The organism is Azospirillum brasilense, from assembly GCF_022023855.1.
Taxonomy (GTDB): Bacteria; Pseudomonadota; Alphaproteobacteria; order Azospirillales; family Azospirillaceae; genus Azospirillum; species Azospirillum brasilense_F.
In genome coordinates this window covers 407013-426909 of sequence record NZ_CP059451.1, presented here as the reverse complement: position 1 = coordinate 426909, position 19897 = coordinate 407013, and the positions used below count along the sequence as shown (strand labels likewise).

Genomic DNA, 19897 nt, shown 5'->3' with positions numbered 1-19897 from the left:
CTCATACCAAGACTCACGGATCATGACCGATGAGCCCAGTCGCGCAGTCCGATGGACATGATGGTCCAGGGCTGCTCGACGAGGGCGTTCCAGGCGAAGCAGCAGTGATCGAGGATGTTCTGGTAGGAGGTGAAGATCCGGTTGGAGAGCCAGTTGTCGCGCATGTACTGCCAGATGTTCTCCACCGGGTTCAGCTCGGGCGATTTCGGCGGCACCGGCAGCAGGGTGAAGTTGCCGGGGACCGGCAGTTTGGCCGAGGTGTGCCAGCCGGCCTGATCGAGCAGGACGACGGCATGGGCCCCGGGCGCCACGGCGCGGGCGATCTCCTCCAGGTGCAGCGCCATCGCCTCGCTCGTGCAGCGCGGCAGCACCAGGGCCGCGCCTTTGCCCTGGGCCGGGCAGATCGCGCCGAACAGATAGGCCGAGCGCGTGCGCTGATCGTGCTGGGCCGCCGGTCGGGTGCCCCGGCGCGCCCAACGACGGGTGATCTTGTTTTCCTGGCCGACACGCGCCTCGTCCTGCCACCAGACTTCTATGGGCTTGCCGGCGGCCTCGTGCGCGGCGATCTGCGCCAGCAGGGCGGGGAAGTTTTTTTGAACGCCTCGGCGGCGCCGGGATCCTCGGCGTGGTGGCGGGGGCGGGCAGACAGCTTGCGCAAACCCAAGCGGCCATCGTGGACCTCGTCGCCATGGTCTCTCCGGTGAATCACGCGGCACGGTCCTCCGGGAATCACCGCATGAGGCGTACTCCACAGGACTTGGTATAAGCCGGCAATTAGAACGTGCGAACTTCGCAACTGGTTCACGCCGCGACTGCGGCGCCGTGACGCAGTCGGTGGATGCCAGGCTCTTTGCAGGCCGGTTCAGTTCGCGTGACAATGCCCTTGTGGCCCCTACCCCGGGAGGCGGTCGCCAACGACCACATCGACGACCTCGCCAGCCTCGACCACGTCTTGGGCGACCGATGCAACGCCCTTACCGATGACCCAGATACCATCCGGGGCCAGCGTGGTGCGTGGATGGGGGTGATGGCGGCCTATGGCTCGGCGTAGAAGGCGTGGCCCGTTGATGCCTGCCGCCCCGTCGACCGATGCCGTTCAAACACCACTCCGCCCACCGCCACCAATTCCCCCGCGCCAAGTACCGTGTGACGAATTGGGCGGCCTATGAGGCCAGTCTGCGTCAGCGCGGCAGCCTGACGATTTGGTTCAGCGAGGAAGCCATTCAGGCTTGGCGTGCCGCCCCGCGTACCACGCGCGGCGGACAGCCGCGCTACTCGGCTCTGGCGATCGAGACGGCCCTGAGCCTGCAGGCGCTCTTCCACTTGGCGTTCCGCCAGACCGAGGGGCTAATCGGCTCGCTGATACAGCTGTTGCGGTTGGACCTGCCGGTGCCCGATCACACGACCCTGAGCCGGCGCGCCCGGACCCTGGCCGTGAGGATCCGTCCGCAGACCACTGGTCCACTGACCTGCTGGTCGATAGCAGCGGCCTGAAGCTCAGCGGGCCCGGCGAATGGCTGGTGGAAAAGCACGGCTCCCACAAGCGGCGCTCCTGGCGCAAATTCCACGTCGGGGGGGCGCTCGAACCGGCCAGATCGCCGCCGTGGAGCTGACCCCACCCGACGTTGACGACGCCTTGCAGGTCGGCCCCTTGCTCAATCAGGTGAGCGGCCCGGTGGAGCGGCTGACCGGTGACGGCGGCTACGATCGCACCGACGTTTATGAGGCCGTCGCGGCCCGCCACCCGGCGGCCGAGGTGATCGCCCCACCGCGCAGCGACGCGGTCCTCAGCGCCACCGCCGCGACCGCGCCCACTCCGCGCGACCGTCACATCCAGGCAATCACCGAGACGGGCCGCATGGCCTAGCAGCGAACGTCCGGCTACAACGAGCGCGCCAAGGTGGAGGCGGCGTTTGCCCGTTACAAGCAAGTGATTGGTGATTGCCTGCGCGCCCACAGCGACGACGGACGGCGTACCGAACTCATCATCGCCGGCAACCTGCTCAACCGCATGTTCGGATTGGCACGCCCAAACTATGTCCGCGTCGCGTGAAAAGACCGGGGACACGGGGTCATTCCGCCCCCGCTCGCCTCGATGCACCACGCTGGCACGGGCCTGAAGGTCTTCGGGGCGGGCGAATGGCTGACCGACAAGCATGGCGCCCACAGCCGCGCCATTGGCGCAAGCTGCACCTATGTGTGGACGCAGCGTCCTCGACGATTGTCGGCGCGGTGCTGACCACCACCGAGGCCGGCGACGCTTCGCAGGTCTGCCCGTTGCCGCCATGGTGCGCTACAAGGGCATTCTTGGCGGGCACCTCCACGCCCGGACTCTGCCCGCTCAGCAGGCGGAGGCCATAATCGGCGTATCCGCCCTCAACCGCATGCTCGACGCAGGACGCCCCGTGCCGGTGCGCACCGCGTAACCGGCGGCAGAATGGACGAACAGACCGCCGTCCGTCTCCATGCACCAACACCTCCAATGTCGGTTATTCGGATCACTGCTGCCCCCGCAGCCCACCAGCCGTGCGGTTTGCCTGCCATGCGAGACACGAAAGGCAAACTCCTGGCATTATGTCGCTTATAACGGACATATTGCGTTGAAGATGGCCTTATGCTTGCCATATACAACGTGCGGCCGGGCCTTGCGGCGGTGAGGCTGGCTATGTCGGATAAGGGCGACTGTCGTGACTGAGCGTACTGCGGATATCCTATTTAAGGGACAAAGGGTCGGGGTTCTCTACGAGACGCCGCAGGGCGGCACGCGCTTTGTCTACAATCCAGACGTGACAGAGACGATCGCCTGTGTCCTTCCAGTCCGGGAGCGGGAGCACGCGTGGCCGACTGGTCTGCACCCGTTCTTCCAGCACCTGGGGCCCGAGGGCTGGCTTCGCGAGAAGCAGGCGCGCGCCGGCCGCGTGGAGGACGAGGACGATTTCGGCCTCCTTCTGCGCTATGGGCAGGACTGCATCGGCGCCGTCGGCGTCAGCGCCGTGCAGCCGCTTGCGGCACCCTTGGTCGGGGTCGATGCCGAGACCACCGCAGCCGCAGCGGGCAAACGCACCGTCTCCGGTGTGCAAAAGAAGCTTCTTGGCTTTCGCCACGGCGACCAGTACCACCCGGCCGAAGCCGAAGGGCCGGCCACCCACATTGCGAAATATAACGATCAGACCAACGCTACGTTGGTACGCAACGAATATCTCACCCTGCGCTTTGCCCGCGATGTTCTCGGCGCCAAGCAGGTCACGGAGTTCGAGACGGCATTTCTCGCTGGAATCGAAAATTTGGCGCTCGTCGTGAAGCGCTTCGACCGCACGGACAATGGCGAAAAGCTCCGTCTGGAGGATTTCGCCCAGATCCTTGCCCGCCCGCGCGGTCGCGATTTCACCGGCAAATATGCTGGGAGTTACGAAGAGATCGCCGGCGCCATCCGAGAGCATTCCGCGCGCCCACAGATCGATGTCGAACAGTTCTTCCGGCGCGTGGTCTTCTGTGCGCTCATCGGGAATGCCGACGCGCACCTGAAGAACTTTTCACTTCTGGAAACGTCGCGCGGCTTGCGACTGTCGCCGGCCTACGACCTGCTGAACACGCTGGTCTATGGCGGCGCGTACAAAACCGAGTTCGCGCTGTCGCTGTGCGATGATCACGTTCAGACCGACCGGATCGACCGCAGACTGATTGTCGCCTTCGGTCAGGCCATCGGGCTTCCGGAGCGGGCCATCAAACTGGCCCTCAAGGAGCTTGGTGATCGTGTCCGCCGCAGCCAAGCCATCGTGCCGCTGGCCGCGGAGCCGGCGGACGGCTTCGTCCATCGCTACGCCGAGATTGTGGAGGGCGCATGCCAGAGAATCCTCGAGGAGTAGTCCAGCCGCTCGACTGGCCGGCACTCGTTGCTGAAACCATCCGCCGGCGCAAGGATGAAGGGCTGACCCAGGCGCAGCATGCCGGCTTGGCTGGCGTCGGCAGGACCACGGTGGTGGCCTTCGATCAGGGGGACACATCGATCACCCTCAGCCGCGCGCTGGCCATCCTGGGCGTGGTAGGACTGGTCGCCGAGAACAACGCCAACCCGCAGGATGCCTTCGTGTCCGTGTGCCGGCAGCGCTGGAACGACTTGGTCGGCAAGCTCCCCGACGATGCCCCCGCGCGCCAGGTGCACGGCCACTACAGCTTTGACTACGAGGTGGTTGGCCCAATCACTCGACTGTCGCCAAAGCGACTGCTCGTTGTCCTCGACAAGTCCGTGGTGCGCTACACCGGCTGGCCGCCTTTCTGGGTCCCGACCAGGGAAGACTTGGCCCCGGTGTGCGATGAGAGCGGCGTCGAGTGCTGGCTTGGTAATCCCGAAGCAGAGCGGGTGTTCGATGATGCCGCCCACAGCGACTACTGGCGAGCCTCGACAGACGGGCGGCTCTACCTGCAGCGCGGCTACCAGGAGGACGGCTCTGACGTGCTTCAGCCGGGCACCTTCTTCGATATCACCCTGCCGATCTGGCGCGCCTGGGAAGGCCTCTCTCACGCGGCCCGCTTCGCCACGCTGACCGCACCCGTCGGCGACCCGGAAATCCGTTTCCGCGTCCGTTATACCGGTCTCGGAGGGCGCGACCTCGCCTCCTGGGCAAAGCCGGCGGATCGCAGTCTCATCGTTGGGATCCACCGCAGCCGCTTGCCGGAGGCCCATCTCGCGATCGCCACGTCGGCGCCGCGGATTGACGAGGATCCCGTCGGTGTCGTGCACGAGCTGCTCAAACCGCTCTACGAGCGCTTCGACGGCTATGTCCTGGAACGCGATCTCGTTGAGCGCGAAATCCTCGACATGAAGAGCCGGCGCCGTTCTGGATAGGGCACAGATCGGCGTTGGTGCAAAAAGGACCGGAGTGGTGGCGGTCGGGAGGGCGAGCGGTTAAAGGATCGGCCCCTGATCTGGACTTTGCTCATTCACGCTGGAAAGCAGGCGGCCTGGATGAGGCGGTTGAGCACAGCGTCAGGGAGTTTTGCGATCTCGCCGCGCTGCGCTGATGGCGAAGAAGTCGTTTCCTTCCAGAGCCGGAAGCGGACTGCGGCAAGGGCGTCACTGAAGGTCGGTTCGGCTTTGGCGTACCATACCGCGGCACGCGGCCTGATAGTCTGAGATGGTCCCCGTTTCCCGGACAGATTTGCGGCTTTGCTAAGCTTGGTTCAGGTCCGTGTCATGCCGCCAATCTGATGGGGTCCGGTGTGCCCTGGTAGGCCTCCTCCGGGGTTCTGCCGCCGAGCGCGGAGTGCGGACGGTCCATGTTGTAGTAATGGATCCACCGGCCGATCCCGGCCCTCGCCTCGCTGCCGGTCTCGAAGGCGTGGAGGTAGACGCACTCGTACTTCATCGATCGCCACAGCCGCTCGATGAAGACGTTGTCCATCCACCGGCCGCGCCCGTCCATCGATACCCGGATGCCGGCCGCGGTCAAGAGGCCGGTGAAACGCGGACTGGTGAACTGGCTGCCCTGATCGGTGTTGAAGATGTCCGGTCGGCCGTGCCGCGCCATCGCCTCCTCCACCGCCTCGATGCAGAACTCGACGTCCATGGTGTTCGACAGCCGCCAGCTCAGGACCTTGCGCGTCGCCCAATCCATCACCGCCACCAGGGACAGGAAGCCCCGGCGCATCGGAAGGTAGGTGATGTCAGCGCACCAGACCTGGTTGGGTCGGTCGATGGTCAGGTCGCGCAGCAAGTACGGCCAAATCTTGTGCTCGGGGTGCCGCACCGTCGTCTTCGGACGCTGGTAGACCGCTCGCAGCCCCATCCGCGCCATCAGGCGGCGAACCCGCTTGCGGTTGACCTCATGGCCGTGCCGGCGCAGATGCCGGGTCATCTGCCGGCTGCCGTACCAGGGCGTTTCCAGGAACTGCTCGTCGCTCCGCCGCATCACCTCCAGGTTTGCGGCCGGTTCGCCCTTGGCCGGCCCGTAGTAGCTGGACCGGCTGATGGAAACCAACGTGCACTGCCGGGTGATCGACAGGCTCAGATGCTCCGGTTTGATCAGCTCCCGCCTCCGGCCGACGCTCATCGTGCGGAGGCCTTGCGCAAAAAATCCCGCTCCACCATCAACTGCCCGATCATCGCGTGGAGCTTTTCCACCTCCCCCTGATGGCTGGTTTCGGCGGCTTCCGCCTTGCCGGAGAACACACCAGCCATCCCCTCCACCGCCTGCTTCTTCCACGCGTTGATCAGCGTCTGATGCACTCCGTGCTTGGACACCAACTGCGACACCGTCAACTCGCCTCGGATCGCCTCCAGTGCCACCTTCGCCTTGAACTCCGCCGAATACCGCTTCCGCTTCCCCGTCATCGGGTCCGTCCTTCTTCCTGGGCGAACCAAGCTTAGCGAACTGTCCGGGAAACGGGGACCATCTCAAACCCGGTTTTTACCCGAAACGAGCAGCCATTTCGGGTTAGGCCCCCCGTCCGTTCTTGAAGCTTTTCCCACAACCCCGCAGCTCAACAATACTGATGGCTACGCACTTCGACCAATTGGGCATAGAAAATGCACAATGAACGGCTGGAATTTCGAAATTAAAGGGAAAAACATACCCAAGTATGCTTTTTCTTTCCAGGATCTATCAGGAATATCAAATATGAGGTATCTAATTGCTTCTGATGGATGACTTGCAAATCGACGGTCAACATTCTCTTATTTGAGTTCTGTTTTTAGCAGCGGCAAAATTACATGAATTTAATAAACGGGGTTCGCGATCATATGGTTGCGGATGCCGGCTCTTATTGCGCTGACATCATCGGATGTATCAGGGAGGCGTAACATGGGTGCAGGAACTCGCAAGAGCATCACCGGGCGTAATAAAGGAAAATCGGCTGCGGATGGATCGGACGGCGCCCGGACCCTTTTTCAAGGCGACGCATCGCGGATCGATATCGAAATCGCCCATGCTTTGTGGAACCGGTGGCTCCGAAAGATGGCTATGTATTGGGGGAACGACGCGCCTGCGCGGATCCGCCTTGTGGAAGAAGAAGCGTCGAAGGAGCGCGATCTGTTCCGGCTTGCCGTGCAATCCATAGAATCTGATGCGCCGCCCGAGAAGATGATCGCCGCGGCAATGGCGAAGGTCCAACATCCCGATTATGCGATTACGGACCTGTTCATCGAACTGTCCTCGCTGGAAGACACGTTCAACGAGGTGTTGCATGACGCCTGGGCGTCGGCGGACGACATCGAACATACAATGAGCCGCATGCGCCACGTCGTCCGGTCGACGCTGCTGCGGGTACTGGAGGGGTCGGCCGAAGTGCACGAGGCGGCCCTCGAAACGGGCAACCGCGGCTACTGCCTGCTCGACGCCGAAGGATTCATCACTTTTGCTAACAAAGAGTTGAACCGTATGCTCGGCGTTGCATCGGCCCGCGATCATAGGCTGGTGGACTTCCTTGGCGACGGTGCGCACATTGTGGACGACGCGCTGGCCGGACGGGCAGACGCCGATCCAGACATGCACATCCTGCGTCTAAGACGGCCAGACGACACCACGCTTCCCGTCGGCATCAGCGTGGGACGGGTCGTGCGCGAAGGCAATCTGCGTGGTTACGCCATCTTGAGCGACCTGTCCCGCATCGTTCGCGAAGAGCTTCGGATCTTCGACATGATGCCGCTCGGCGTTCTGCTATGCAGCCCGACACTGACGATCCTGCACGCGAACCCGAAGCTGCGCGAAATCTTCGGGGTTCCGGCGGAGATGTCGGTCGAGGGAAAGTCCGTTTGGGATTTCGTCACGGACGCGCAGGCACGCACGATCATTGAAGGGAACCTGAGCGAATTGGGTGAAGGGCTTAGCGGCGAGTACGCGCTGCCGGTCCGTCGACTGAATGACCAACGTCCACTTCAAGTCATGGTGGCGGCGGCGCCAATCCGGGATACGACGGGGAGTATCACGGCCATACTCGCCGTTGTCCGCAACCTGGAGCTGGAAACAATCGCCGACGCCATCCACAAGTTGGCGGATACCGCGCGCGAGCCGGAGCAGTTGCTGATCGACATGGCCGATGCGATGAGGACGGTCGTCCCCTTCGACGCCTTTTCCGTGTCGCTGTTCACCGCCGACAAAGGGGAAAAGGACCGCCATCACGCGCGCACACTGATCTCCTACCCGGACAAGATGGGTCAGCACGTGCGTTGGCAACCCATTTCACCCCTGCTGGCGGTCTGGCTCATGGAGCCCAAACCTAGGGCAATCCCCGACTTTCGGGCGTTCCTCGCCCAGGAAACGATGTCCGAATTGCGGGACTCGCCCGACTGCCGGGATTATCTGATGCGGGGATATCAGTCCTTGCTGGTCTGCAGCATCCGCCGTGAGGGGGGCATCGCAGCAACCGTGGCGTGGCACAGCAAGTCCTTGGATTTCTATGGCGAGGCCCACAGAGACGCTCTTTCCAAGCTGCCCATCGACAAGACAGTGGACGTGGCATTGGCCCAGGTCCGCCAGCGCGCGGAAAAATTCCGGTCGAACCTGATCTTGCAGGCCTCCGCCGCACGCAACGTCGACGACATGGCCAAATGCATAGTCAAGGAACTGGTCAAGCATTACGGCTGGCAGAACGCCGCCCTGTTCGAAGTGGACACGGACCAGGGCGTCTTCATTCTCCGCCAGCAGGCGATGGGGGCGCTCAATGGCTATCTCCAGCCTCTGGAACTCACGCAGTCGATCAACGGGGGCATTCTGGGCCGCGCCTATCGGGAAGGTCGCCCGGTTAGCCTGAGCGGAGACGATGTCCACGGCGGGAGCGGCTGCAGGCCGGGGCCGAACACACCGCTGGCCCGTTCCGGGCTTGCCCTTCCGATCTCCATGGACGGGCAGGTCCGATGGATTTTGAGCATTGAGGACCGGCAGGAGAACGCCTTCTCCGCCTGCGAACAAGCCGAATTGATTTCCCTGTTCGAAAGCGTAAGGCCATTCCTAGAAAACCTTATGCGCTACTGCATGCTGTACGAACTGCTGCGGGTTTCCCAGGATTTGATCGTCATCACGAACGAAGACTGTCGGATCATTGAGATCAATCCGGCAGGCGCGAAAATGTTGGGGCGCCAGAAGCAGGACAGTGTCGGCAAGGATTTCCAACGCTTCCTGAAGAATACGGGAGAAGGCATACCGCAACTCCGCGTCGACAATTTCGTGCCGACCAAGACGGAGCTGCGCTTCCCGATGGACGGAGACGGCGATGGCAATGGCAATGGCTGTGAAGACGCTGCTGGAAAGACGGTGACAGTCCTGCTGTCCGGGCGGAAGATGCCGGATTTCGGGCGGCGGGTCTTCTTCGGGCGGGAGTGGGGCGACTATCGCAGGTACGCCAGGACCGACGACATCAAGGACATGTTCCACGAGATCGTCAACCAGACACGCCCGGCGCTGTCCATGGTCGCCGGCACGCTCAGCCGGCTCGCCAGGAAGGCGCGAAGCGAAGAGTGGAGCAACGAAGTTCCTCGGATGATGCGCTATCTGCGGCGCATGGACATGCCGTTCGACCGGCTGTTGCTCTACAACCACGGGGAAGGGGCCGTGCCCTACGTCCCGGTCAGGCTCTCGATGCGCCAACTGGTGGAAGAAATCATCGCGTCCCTGCCCAGTATCGACGCCGAGGCGGTCGACCTGGAGTTCGACACGACAGACGGAATCGTGCGCGCCGACCCCTTCCAGATCAGCTTCGTCATTGAGACGATCCTATCTTATCTGCTGCGCAACCTGCCGGATGAGGCGAAGGTAACAATCGGCATCCAGAAAAAGGACAACGATTTGATCCTGTGCATTGAAGGCCCCTTGCCGACGGAATCCAATGCCGAACCGGAAAATGGGACCATCGATGCCAGAACGGCACTGGCGCGCGCCCGGCTTCGGGCGGAGTTGGCCCTTGGCGAGGCCACCATCCGTCGCTTCGTGCAACGAAACCAGGGCGAATATCGGGCACCGGAACCGTCTGCCGAAGTCGGCTCCTTTGAAATCCGGCTCCCCCTCGAACATGTCGCAGGTGCGGTATGAAGGTCTTGCTCGCGATCCCCAAGAGAGGCCAGCACGAATTGGGCGACGATATCGTCCGCCTGATCAAAGAGCGTATCGACCCGCCCGGCCTAATTCAGGTGGAACAGGCCGGCAACGCAGCCGACGCCGAGGCATTCGCCGATCAGACGTTCAATCTCGTCGTGGTGCATCTCGACCTGCCGAACAAGGCGGGTGCACGGGTCGTCGAAGGGGAACTGCTGGGGATGGAGGTTCTGCGGCACTTCCGCCACGAGAAACGAAACAGATCGCCGTTCCTGCTGGTGGCCCGCGCGACGAGTGGAGGAATGCTGCGAGAAGCGGCAGCCATCGGTAATTGCCGGATCGTGCCGCAAACCACCGAAATGGACACGCTCCTAGTCGAGGCGCTTACGCAACTGGTGCCACAGTTGGCCACATCACCGCACGCCAACCGAAAAAGCGCCGAAGTGGAGATCCATCTCCTGGAGGGCGCTTCATCTTGGCGCATCAGCCAGCACTCTCAAACGGCAAACAATTCTTTCAATGAACCACTGAACGTCGATCTCTCCGGTCTAGACGGCATCATGCGCCGGCACGCCGAAATCGCGTCCTGCGGATACCCGCGATGGCAACGCGAATTGAAGGAAATGGGTACGACGCTGGCCGCGCGTCTGTTCGCCGACTTCCGGTTCCAATATCATTTCGAGCGAACCGTATCCGACGTGGATGGACTGGACAATGTCCAAATTCGATTCATAGTCGATGAAAAGTATCAGTCTATCAGTTGGGAGGCCCTGTGCAGTCCAGACTCTTCTGGCTCAGGACCGGAGGGCACACCCTTCTGGATGCTGAAATCTCCCATTATGCGAAACTTCCGGACGAATGGCGGGGCCTATCCAAAGCTAAACGACTGGCGGAAGGGCGGTGAACTGAACTGCCTGATCATCGACGCCTCCTTCTGCGCGTTCGTCCCCAGAATGGGGTACTTTCCCGAGTTAGAAAACGTAACCGCAGAATGCGACGCCCTGCAGATCATCATCGAGCGGCATCGGAAAGAATGTAGGGATCACGGGCTGCCGGCGCTGTTCGGTCCGCCCGTCCGGCTGTCGCGAGCCACGGCCCCCAGCGACAAGCCTTTCCATCAGCACGTCTACGAAACCCTGCGGAACGGAAAGACCTGGCACATCGTGCATTTCGGCGGCCACGCCTATTACGACGAACGGCGCCAGTGTGGCTGGATCTGCTTTCCGGGCAATCCAGTGGATGTCATAGAATTGGAACAGTTCGGCAGCTGGCTGCGTGACGCCGGCTTCGTGTACCTCAGCAGTTGCCGGGAACCGGGTGATCAGAGCGTGTACGCGCTGGCCCGCCATCGCATCCCGGCGATCCTGGGGTTCCGATGGGATTTGGACGACCGCAAAGCGATGAAGCATGCGGAGGCCTTCTACAACGAACTGATCTGCAAATCCGCATCCTTCGAGACGGCGTCCGTTATAGCGCGCCAGTCGTTGCACCGGTATTACGAAACGGACCGCGCGTGGGCGGCTCCTCTTCTCGTGATGCAGCGCGATCCCCGTCCGGAGCGCTTCGCGCGGCCGGGGCACAAGAGCCCTCAGCCTTCCGGGGCTCCTGCCGGTCAGTGACCCGCAAAATTCCGACCAGAAGGAGGAGTTCGCATGGCGGACAGCCGTGATCTAGAGCAACTGGCCAAGGGAACGGACACCTGGAACAAATGGCGCAGGGACAATCCGGACCATCAGCCGGATCTGCGGGAAGCCAAGTTACGCGGCCTGAAAAGCCAAGGGATCGATTTCTCAGACACTTTGCTGAGCGGGGCCGATTTGTCCGGTGCGGATCTCTCCGAAGCGGCGCTTCGGTTGGCCGACCTGTCGCGGGCCCAACTGTCCGACGCGGTGCTTCGCGCCGCGGACCTGTCGAACGCCGAACTGTCGGACGCCGACCTATCAGGTGCCAATTTAGGGCGCGCAAATCTGACGGGCGCCAAGCTGTCCTTCGCCACCATGGTCGGAACGCAGCTATCGCGAGCCTCCCTCCAGGGCGCCATCATGACGAGCGCCAACCTGACGAGGGCCTGCCTTCATGACAGCGACCTCAGCTACGCCAATTTGAAAGACGCTCTTCTGGGCGAGGCCGATCTGACCCGGGCAAATCTCCAACACGCCAATCTGAAACAAGCCGGACTGACACGCGCCGACCTTAGCCAAGCCAATCTGCACCAAAGCTCTCTGAAACAGGCCTATCTCGCCGAAGCAAACCTCAGCCAGTCCCGATTCACTGAGGCGGAACTCATATCCACTTGCCTTGAACGCGCGCTCCTTCTTGAAACGGACCTGCGCCGCGCCAAAATCCAGGACTGCAAAGTCTACGGTATTTCCGCGTGGAAGCTGCTCCTGAACGGGGCCACACAGGCACGCTTGCAGATCACCCCCAGTGACGAGACCAAACTGACCGTCGATAGCATCGAGGTGGCACAGTTCATCTATTTGATGCTGAGCAACGAGAAGATCAGCGACATTTTCAATGCCACCGATACCAAGGGTGTCCTGCTGTTGGGCCGGTTCAGCGAAGAGCGCAAGGAGGTTCTGGAAGCTTTGCGGAACGCCCTCCGTGCCAGGTACAATCTGGTCCCCATTGTCTTCGACTTCGACCGGCCGACCAGGAGCAATCTCAGCGAGACCATCACCCGGCTGGCGGGATTGTCCCGCTTCATCATCGCCGACATCACCGAGCCGAGAGCGGTTCCCGCGGAACTTCAGAGAATCGTGCCGAACTACCGGATTCCGACCATACCGATCCGTCAGTCGGGCAAGCGGACATACGCGCTGTTCAACGACCTTCTCAGCTACCATTGGGTTGCCGAAGAATTCCCCTACAATACTGTCCAGGATGTCGAGGATGCCTTGCCCAGCCTGATCCAGAAGGCCGAGGAGATTGCGGAACGGATCAGGCCGGATTCCGATCGTGGAGGACGACCGACAAATGGTTCGTACGGCCCGGTCTGAGGCGAAATGGTGGACAGCCCTTCCTTTTTGATGCTGGGCAGGCGGAAATCGAAGATTTCCCGGCCACTCTGCCGTGGCTCAGAAAAAATTAGCCCAAAGTAAAACTTCCTCTGCGAGAGTCTAGGACTGGCTTCGGCGTCTTGAACTGTCGACGTTGGGACTTCATAGTCAGGCGGAATGCCTCATTTCTAATACAGATCAGATCTGGCTACCTAGCTCAAAACATTGCCCCGGGGGAGAGCGGACCAGGATATGTTAGAACAGGCTTGGAATTCAGCGCGGCGCTGGGCGACTGAGGCACGTGTGCAGCAAGCAAGGGCCCGCGCGCAGGGGCGCTGGTCCTTGGGGATAGCCGCAGCAGCAGCCCTGTTCGCCGCCGTCGTGGCCGCCATCGGCGCACCGCCGCCGCCGTCCACTGGGGCTGTCGGCAGCGAGGCCGCGACCACCTTGGCGGGGCTGCCGCTGAACTGGGCGAGCGCCGTCTCGCTCGCCGCTGGCTTCCTCGCGGCAGCCTCGGCTTACTTCGGGCGTCATGTACTCGATGGTCAGGCTGAAGCTAAGTGGATCGCGGCCCGTGCGGCAGCGGAGGCCACCCAGTCCGAGTGCTACCGTTATGCCGCCCGCGTCGCCCCCTACGCCGGCGACAACCATACCGCCGCCGAGGCCTTCGACCACATCACGCGGGGGATTGCGGACTCTGCGCGCGCAAAGGGGGCGGTGGACCTCGGTGAGGGCCTGCCGAACCCCGACCGCCCGCCACCCCCGGCCGGCATGACTGCCAGCTGGTACCGCGAGTACCGACTCGAGCCGCAGAAGAAGTGGTATCTGAGCCGGGCCAAGGAGCACCGCGACCGGGCCGAGCAACTCCGTGGGCTGGCGCTTGCGTTCGCGCTGCTCGCCGCGGCGCTGGGGATCGTCGGCGCGCTGGACGGTCTGCGCTTTCTGACCGCCTTTGTCGGCGCGGTAACGACAATCGCGGCTGCCTTCGCAGCGCACGGCGCGTTGGAGCGGCTGGGCCAACTCGCCGGCACCTATGCCGGCATGGCCGATGCGATCGGCAGTCTGCTCGGGCGCCACGACGAGGAGCTGCTTACGGACGCCCAACTCATAGAGGAGGGCGAGACACTGCTCGCCGCTGAGTATCGGGCCTGGGCCGACCGGATGGCACGGCCCGCGAAGAAGGAGGAAGGAGCAAGTTGACAACCCCCGCCGACGCGAATGACTGTTTGGGGGAGGTGCCCGAGCGGTCGGAACCCGCGCGGGCGACGGCCCCTCCTTCCGGCCGACGGAACCGGGACCGCCCTTCGAGCGCAGAGACCCACTATCTGGTCTACGTCAAGCGCCGGGTGGCGCATGGGCCGATGGGCGGAGACGTGGAGCCCTGGACGTTGGACGCGCTCGACCGCCCCGTGGCCCACCTGTTCGGGCACGCCTTCCTCGCCGACCGGCTCGAGGCGCCGGGGCGTAACGTGCTTTGGTTCGTCGGCGGCCTTCGAGACGGTCGGACGATCCTGCCGCTCGGCCTCGACGCGCGGATGGCGGTGCGGCACGTCATCCGGTCGTCGGATGAACTCGACGACGGGTACCTGCGCGCTTGCGCCCAACGCCGCCGTCGGGAGAATCCAGGCGTCCCAGTCTTCACGGCCGTCGCCGACTCGATGCAGTCGGAATACTTCGGCTTCAATGACCTGGAACCCATTCTCGCACCCGCGCTGCTTCCGGGCAGAGGTACAGAACCGACGCCGGGTGCGTTGACCGCGGCGCTTAGCATGCGGCTGCAGTCGCCGTACCGCGTCCCAGATGGCTCCGACCTTCTGTCGCGTCTGATCCAGCACGCTACGACGCTCGCGCAGCGGCGGCAGGTTTTCATCAGCTATCGCTGGCGCGAGGCGACGCCGTTCGTTGCGCGGCTCGCGCGGCGGCTGGACGTTGCCGGTTACGCGTGCTGGTGGGACCGTTGGAGCATGAGCCGGGCGGTGGCGGAAGGCCAGACCAAGTCACCACCACCCGCCCTCCGGGGCGTGCTGGCGCACGCGATCGCGCGGTGCGTGGGCGGTATCACGGTGCGCACCGACGGTTACGACCGTGGCGCATGGACCAGTCTTGAGCGCGAATGCATGCTCGACGCGCAACGGTCGCGGGCAATGGCAGTCGTTGATCTGCCGTCGTCCGCGGATGGTGTGCTGCCGAGCGCAGTCGCCCGGTGCCGCGACCTAGCCACCGCCGACGCGCTCATCGAGCGGACGGTGGACGAGTTGCGTGCCCGTGTGCCCGTCTAATGCCAAAGGCCGGGCTGATCTTGCTCCGGTTTGGTGGTTCTTGCGCACTTTGCGTGGATCAGGCCGCCAGGAGGGTTCGTCTGCGGAGCAGATCCAAGCTGGCTCTGCCGTACATCTGACGCTTGAGCAGTTTGAGGCGGTTGATCTGCCCCTCGGCCTGCTCGCTGCTCCATGGCAGGGTGAATGCCGCCCGGACCGCGGCACCATCCTGCTGCAAGCCGGCAGCGAACGTCTGAACCGCCGCAATACCGCAGGAGCCGGCTGTGGTGAGCCAAGCGTCCAGTCCGGCGGCAGCTTGGCCGGTTTCCACCGCCGGACATGCCGAACGTACGAGCGCCGTGAAACGGCGTGCGAGGCCGGCCACTGTTGCCGTTTCGGCGTCTTGTTCGGCCTGGGCAACGGCCGCGGCCTCCTCGTCGCTGCGCGCTTCGGCCGGCTTTACCAGAGCCCAGGCCAAACGCTTGGGCGACAAGAGAGCTGGTGGGCGGCCCGATGGGGTTGATGCCCCCTTGCGCCAGCGGTGGGGCGTCGTCTTCGCCGGGACGCTTCGGTGCTGTTGCAGCCAGAGATGCACCGCCTTTGCCCGGCCGGGATAGCCCAGCACATGAACCTCACGCCACAGTTCCATTCCATTCTCGCAGCCTGCGGCCACACGCGCCGCCAAATGCGGGATGAAGGGGGCCAACGCGCTCGGCCCTGGAGCCCGCAGGGCGCGTTCCGGAAAGCTCTGCGCTTGTACGTACTTGCGAACCGTTGCCCGCGCCAGGCCCATCGACCGGGCAATGCTCAGCAGCGTCTCGCCGGCGTCATGGCGGCGCCGGACCTCTGTGTAGACGGCCAGCCACCGCTCGCGGCTTGCGACGCTCGCCACTCCCTCGGCACGCGGGCGCGGAAAGGCTCGGGTGCGTCGGGGTACGATGGCCGACGCGCCGGTGTGGACCGGCGGCAAGCGGCGCAGCCGACCGTGGACGGTGGTGAAAAGCCAGCGTTCAAGCATCTGGCGCGTATTGGCGAGCAGGTGCCATCGGTCGGCAACCTGGGTCGCTTGACCAGCGCCGTTGGTGGTGGCGCGGGCGTATTCGGTGGAGCGATCCCGCGCCACCACGGCGATGCCAGGGTGGTCGCACAACCAGCCCGCAACGGTGTTGGCGGATCGGTCGGCCAACAGGTCGAGGACACGACGACGTTCCAGATCGACCAGGATGGTCCCATAGGTGCGCCCCTTGCGCAGCGCCCAATCATCCACGCCAACGACGCGTGGCGGTTCAACGGCCGGCAGGGGCAATGCCCGGATGACGCGTAGCAGGGTATCTCTGCTGACTGGCATCCCAAACCCGCGGGCGAGCCGCACTCCCGCAGCGCCACCAAGAGCGATCCCGACCCGGCCCAGTGCCTTGGTAAGCCGCCGGGTTCGTCGGGCGTGAGGTGCCACAGCACCGGGAAAGCGCTCGGCGAAGGTGCGCTTGGGGCAGTCCGCCTGCCGGCAATAGAACCGCCGGACCAGCAAGGCAACCCGGACCTCATGCCCAAGGGCCGGGAGATCGGCAGGAGACCGGCGGTACCGGCTGTGAACCACGCGGCTGGTGGCGCCGCAGCATGGGCAGCGGGCATGGCCTCGGCGACTGTCCGCGACAACGACTACCGAACCGAGGCCGCCACGCTCGATCTGAAGCACGCGGCAGCTTGGAAGGAAAGAGAGCATCTGCATGCTCCTTCCATGTGGGCAATACCCGGTCTGCTCGCTACCGTAACCCTGACCATCCACGCAAAGTGCGCAAGAACCACTAAACCGAGGCGAGATCAAGCCCAGCCTTCAACCTCTGGTCCGGCTCCCTAAACCTCTGCACATATTTGTTGAGGGATTTGACGCAAATCAACGCCAACGAATGCCCTCGAAGGTGACGGTCGTCCCATGGAGTTCCGCGTCTTCGGGCGCCCCTTCACACACATGCAGTGAAAAGATAGCGCGATATACCTATTGCTGGGCTAGCAAATAGTTGCCTTATAGCTACACCATTCAGGAGATGTTCTTTGAACCAGATGCGGCAAGTGAGAGTAGGCAGTCTCGCCTGCGGGTTCGGCGAAGATCCTTGGATGGAGCAGAGTGGAGGCCTTGAGGAACGGCTCCAGTCGTTGCATGAGGAGATCCGCGAATGGCCCGGACTGGAGCATCTGCACCGGATCGCCGTGGCGACCTATGATGCCAGAGGTGAGCGGGTCCGGACATTCGTCCACAGCAACGTCGGCCCACGGCCCCTCGATCCCCTCTCCGGCAGGCTGTGCGATTATCCTCTTCTGCAGACGGTCGCCGAGACGGGACGTCCGTGGATTGACAATGCGATCACGTCGGCCCCCGGTTCCACCGGCCCGGGAGGCCAGCTGCTCAAGCAGGGCTTCCGCTCGCGCTACGTGAGCCGTATTCACTGGCAGGGTGATCTGTATGGCTTCCTTTTCTTGAACTCAAGGAAGGAGGGCTTCTTCACCGAATCGATCGTGTCGGCACTGCTGCCGTATCGGCGGGTCATCGGCGTGCTCGTTGCGTCGGAGATGACCAGCATGCGCGCCATGCTGGCGGCCGTGCACACGGCCCTCGAGGTCAGCCACTACCGTGACGAGGAGACCGGTGCTCATCTCAACCGCATGAGCCGCTACGCCCAGCTTGTCGCAGCGGGAATCGCATCGAAGCACGGGCTTTCGGACGAGTTCATCGAATATATTCTCCAGTACGCCCCCCTGCACGATGTCGGCAAGGTGGCGGTGCCGGACAGCATCCTGCTTAAGCCCGGCAAGCTGTCGCCGGACGAGTTCGAGGTCATGAAAACGCACGTGACCAAAGGCTTGGACATCATCAACGCGATGATTCACGACCACGGCCTTGGCGCCCTGCCGCACGCCGCCATTTTGCGCAATGTGGTGGCCTGTCACCATGAGGCCTTTGACGGCTCCGGCTATCCCAACGGCCTTTCCGGCGTCGCCATTCCACTGGAAGCCCGCATCGTCGCGGTCGCCGACGTGTTCGACGCGCTGACGTCGGAGCGTCCCTACAAGGGAGCGTGGACGAACGAGGCGGCGGCGGCTTTCCTCCGGGAGCAGGCGAGCCGGAAGTTCGATCCGGACTGCGTCGCGGCGCTGCTCACGGACATGAGCGCCATCGCGGTCATTCAGCAGCAGTTCCGCGATACCCCCTCGAACGGGCTCGTGGCCGGCCGCTGACGCCGGCCTTGGTGCCCCCTCGGGCGAGGGCGCTCGATCACCCGCCTGTGGACGATGCGACAGAACCGGCCAGTGGCAGGGCGACGCTGATCGTTGTTCCCGCCCCTGGGCGGGACTCCACCATGATCGGATAGCCGAGGTGATCCGCCAGCGTCTTCACGATGAACAGGCCAAGGCCAAGGCCGACGACGTCATCTCCGGCTTCGATGCGGTAGAACTCTTCGAAAATGTCGGCCAGGGAACTCTCCGGGATGCCTCGGCCGGTATCGCAGACGTCGACCCACACCCTGCCGTCGGCAGTGCGGCACACAATCCGGATTTCTCCGCGGTCGGTGTACTTGATGGCGTTGTCGACGAGGTTGTGGAGAATGCGCGACGCAAGCAGCCGGTCCGTGCGCACCGTCACCCCGCCGCCGCTCCCTTCCATGCGCCAGTCGAGCCCCTTGGCTTCGGCGGCCAGATGGAACGTCGCTGTGGCGTGCGTCATCAGATCGTCCAACGGGACGTCTTCGATCCGGACGGTGATCGTGCCGTCGTCCATCCCTACCAAGTCCTGCACGCCATCCATCAGTCGCTTCACCACGCCCAGGCAGTGCTTCATCGTCGACACGTAGATTTCCCCGCGGTCTGTGACCCGGGACGACAGGGCGTGGGTGGCGAGGGTCAGGGCATGGACCGGTTGGCGCAGGTCATGGTTCAACGTCGCAAGGAGCCGGGTGCGCGCCGCGTTGGCCCGCGCCAGTTCCTTGGCCTGTGTCCGTGCGGCTTCGGCCGTCTCCTGCAACGATTCAAGCAGGCGGACGTTGGACAGCGCCAGGGCCGCCGATCGGGCGATCGCCAGCAGGAGGGTGACGGTGCCCGTGTCGGGCGTGTGCCGCGTCGCCCAATACGCACCAATGGCGGCGATGGGCTCGGGCGCGCCGACCGGCACCATGACAAGGCTCCGCACGAAGGTGGGACGATAGGCTTCGTGTGGGATGCGCGGATCGGCGTAGATGTCCGGAATGACCGCCGGTTGCCCGGTCAGCATGGCCCAGCCCGAGATGCATGTGCCCATGGGGAACCGCTGCCCCTTCCACAGCGGACTGATCGCGTCCTCCTCGACGTAATGGCACAGGTCGCCGTCGCGCAGCACGATGGTGACGCCGTCGGCGCCGGTCAGGCGGCGCGCCGCCGTCCGCAGGACGGAGACCACGGCCGGCAGGTCACGGGCGAAGAACAGGCGCTCGTTGAGATCGACGAGCGCCGTCAGATGGTCGGCGTCGCGCAGGGCGGACGGTTGCAGGGCATCGGTGTCGGCAGCGGGCATCAGCCACGGTTCCCAGGCGGTTCGTCACGCCAACAGTCCTTGGCGTGAGGAAGCGTACGAGCGCTTCGTAGC

The 19897-nt window shown here is 63.7% G+C and carries 11 protein-coding genes and 2 pseudogenes; 9 read left to right on the top strand and 4 right to left on the bottom strand.

Annotated features, from left to right (window positions below; translation table 11 throughout):
* Nucleotides 1–20: 20 nt before the first annotated feature.
* Nucleotides 21–667: pseudogene (locus H1Q64_RS24690) on the bottom strand (IS630 family transposase); the annotation flags it as partial.
* A 422-nt stretch (nt 668–1089) separates the two neighbouring features.
* Here H1Q64_RS24690 and H1Q64_RS24685 point away from each other — a divergent pair.
* The 3 genes and pseudogenes from H1Q64_RS24685 (at nt 1090) to H1Q64_RS24670 (ending at nt 4846) form a co-directional block, all read left to right on the top strand.
* Nucleotides 1090–2053: pseudogene (locus H1Q64_RS24685) on the top strand (IS5 family transposase).
* 634 nt (nt 2054–2687) lie between these two features.
* Nucleotides 2688–3866, top strand: a complete 1179-nt coding sequence (locus H1Q64_RS24675; RefSeq protein WP_237907160.1) for a type II toxin-antitoxin system HipA family toxin — start codon at nt 2688–2690, stop codon at nt 3864–3866.
* A complete protein-coding gene (locus tag H1Q64_RS24670) occupies nt 3842–4846 on the top strand; it encodes a hypothetical protein (RefSeq protein ID WP_237907159.1) in 1005 nt (334 codons plus the stop codon). Before H1Q64_RS24675 ends, H1Q64_RS24670 begins: the two co-directional genes overlap by 25 nt.
* A gap of 346 nt (nt 4847–5192) precedes the next feature.
* On the opposite strand, the gene H1Q64_RS24665 is transcribed toward H1Q64_RS24670, so the two are convergent.
* A protein-coding gene (locus tag H1Q64_RS24665) for an IS3 family transposase (protein ID WP_237907158.1) occupies nt 5193–6331 on the bottom strand; the annotation gives its coding sequence in 2 pieces (ribosomal slippage) (nt 5193–6076 and nt 6076–6331; 1140 coding nt in all).
* Between the two features lie 469 nt (nt 6332–6800).
* Between H1Q64_RS24665 and H1Q64_RS24660 the strand changes: the two genes are divergently transcribed.
* From H1Q64_RS24660 to H1Q64_RS24640, 5 genes are all read left to right on the top strand, one after another.
* Nucleotides 6801–10022, top strand: coding sequence for a PAS domain-containing protein (locus H1Q64_RS24660; RefSeq protein WP_237907157.1), 3222 nt, complete (start codon nt 6801–6803; stop codon nt 10020–10022).
* The gene (locus tag H1Q64_RS24655; RefSeq protein WP_237907156.1) at nt 10019–11644 is read left to right on the top strand and encodes a CHAT domain-containing protein; all 1626 of its coding nucleotides are present in this window, start codon (nt 10019–10021) and stop codon (nt 11642–11644) included. The genes H1Q64_RS24660 and H1Q64_RS24655 overlap by 4 nt, the downstream gene beginning before the upstream one ends.
* A gap of 33 nt (nt 11645–11677) precedes the next feature.
* Nucleotides 11678–13024: a pentapeptide repeat-containing protein gene (locus H1Q64_RS24650; protein WP_237907155.1), complete on the top strand. Its 1347-nt coding sequence runs from the start codon at nt 11678–11680 to the stop codon at nt 13022–13024.
* 342 nt (nt 13025–13366) lie between these two features.
* On the top strand, nt 13367–14224 hold the full coding sequence (locus tag H1Q64_RS24645; protein ID WP_237907154.1) for a DUF4231 domain-containing protein: 858 nt from the start codon (nt 13367–13369) through the stop codon (nt 14222–14224).
* 188 nt (nt 14225–14412) lie between these two features.
* Nucleotides 14413–15303, top strand: a complete 891-nt coding sequence (locus H1Q64_RS24640; protein WP_237907153.1) for a toll/interleukin-1 receptor domain-containing protein — start codon at nt 14413–14415, stop codon at nt 15301–15303.
* Nucleotides 15304–15361: 58 nt separating this feature from the next.
* On the opposite strand, the gene H1Q64_RS24635 is transcribed toward H1Q64_RS24640, so the two are convergent.
* Nucleotides 15362–17011 carry an ISL3 family transposase gene (locus H1Q64_RS24635; protein WP_237907152.1) on the bottom strand — a complete coding sequence of 550 codons (1650 nt, stop codon included), beginning with the start codon at nt 17009–17011 and terminating at the stop codon, nt 15362–15364.
* A gap of 386 nt (nt 17012–17397) precedes the next feature.
* Here H1Q64_RS24635 and H1Q64_RS24630 point away from each other — a divergent pair, with 386 nt between their 5' ends.
* On the top strand, nt 17398–18516 hold the full coding sequence (locus H1Q64_RS24630; RefSeq protein WP_237907151.1) for an HD-GYP domain-containing protein: 1119 nt from the start codon (nt 17398–17400) through the stop codon (nt 18514–18516).
* 37 nt (nt 18517–18553) lie between these two features.
* Here H1Q64_RS24630 and H1Q64_RS24625 read toward each other — a convergent pair whose 3' ends face one another.
* Nucleotides 18554–19825 carry a GAF domain-containing sensor histidine kinase gene (locus H1Q64_RS24625; protein ID WP_237907150.1) on the bottom strand — a complete coding sequence of 424 codons (1272 nt, stop codon included), beginning with the start codon at nt 19823–19825 and terminating at the stop codon, nt 18554–18556.
* Between the last annotated feature and the right edge of the window lie 72 nt (nt 19826–19897).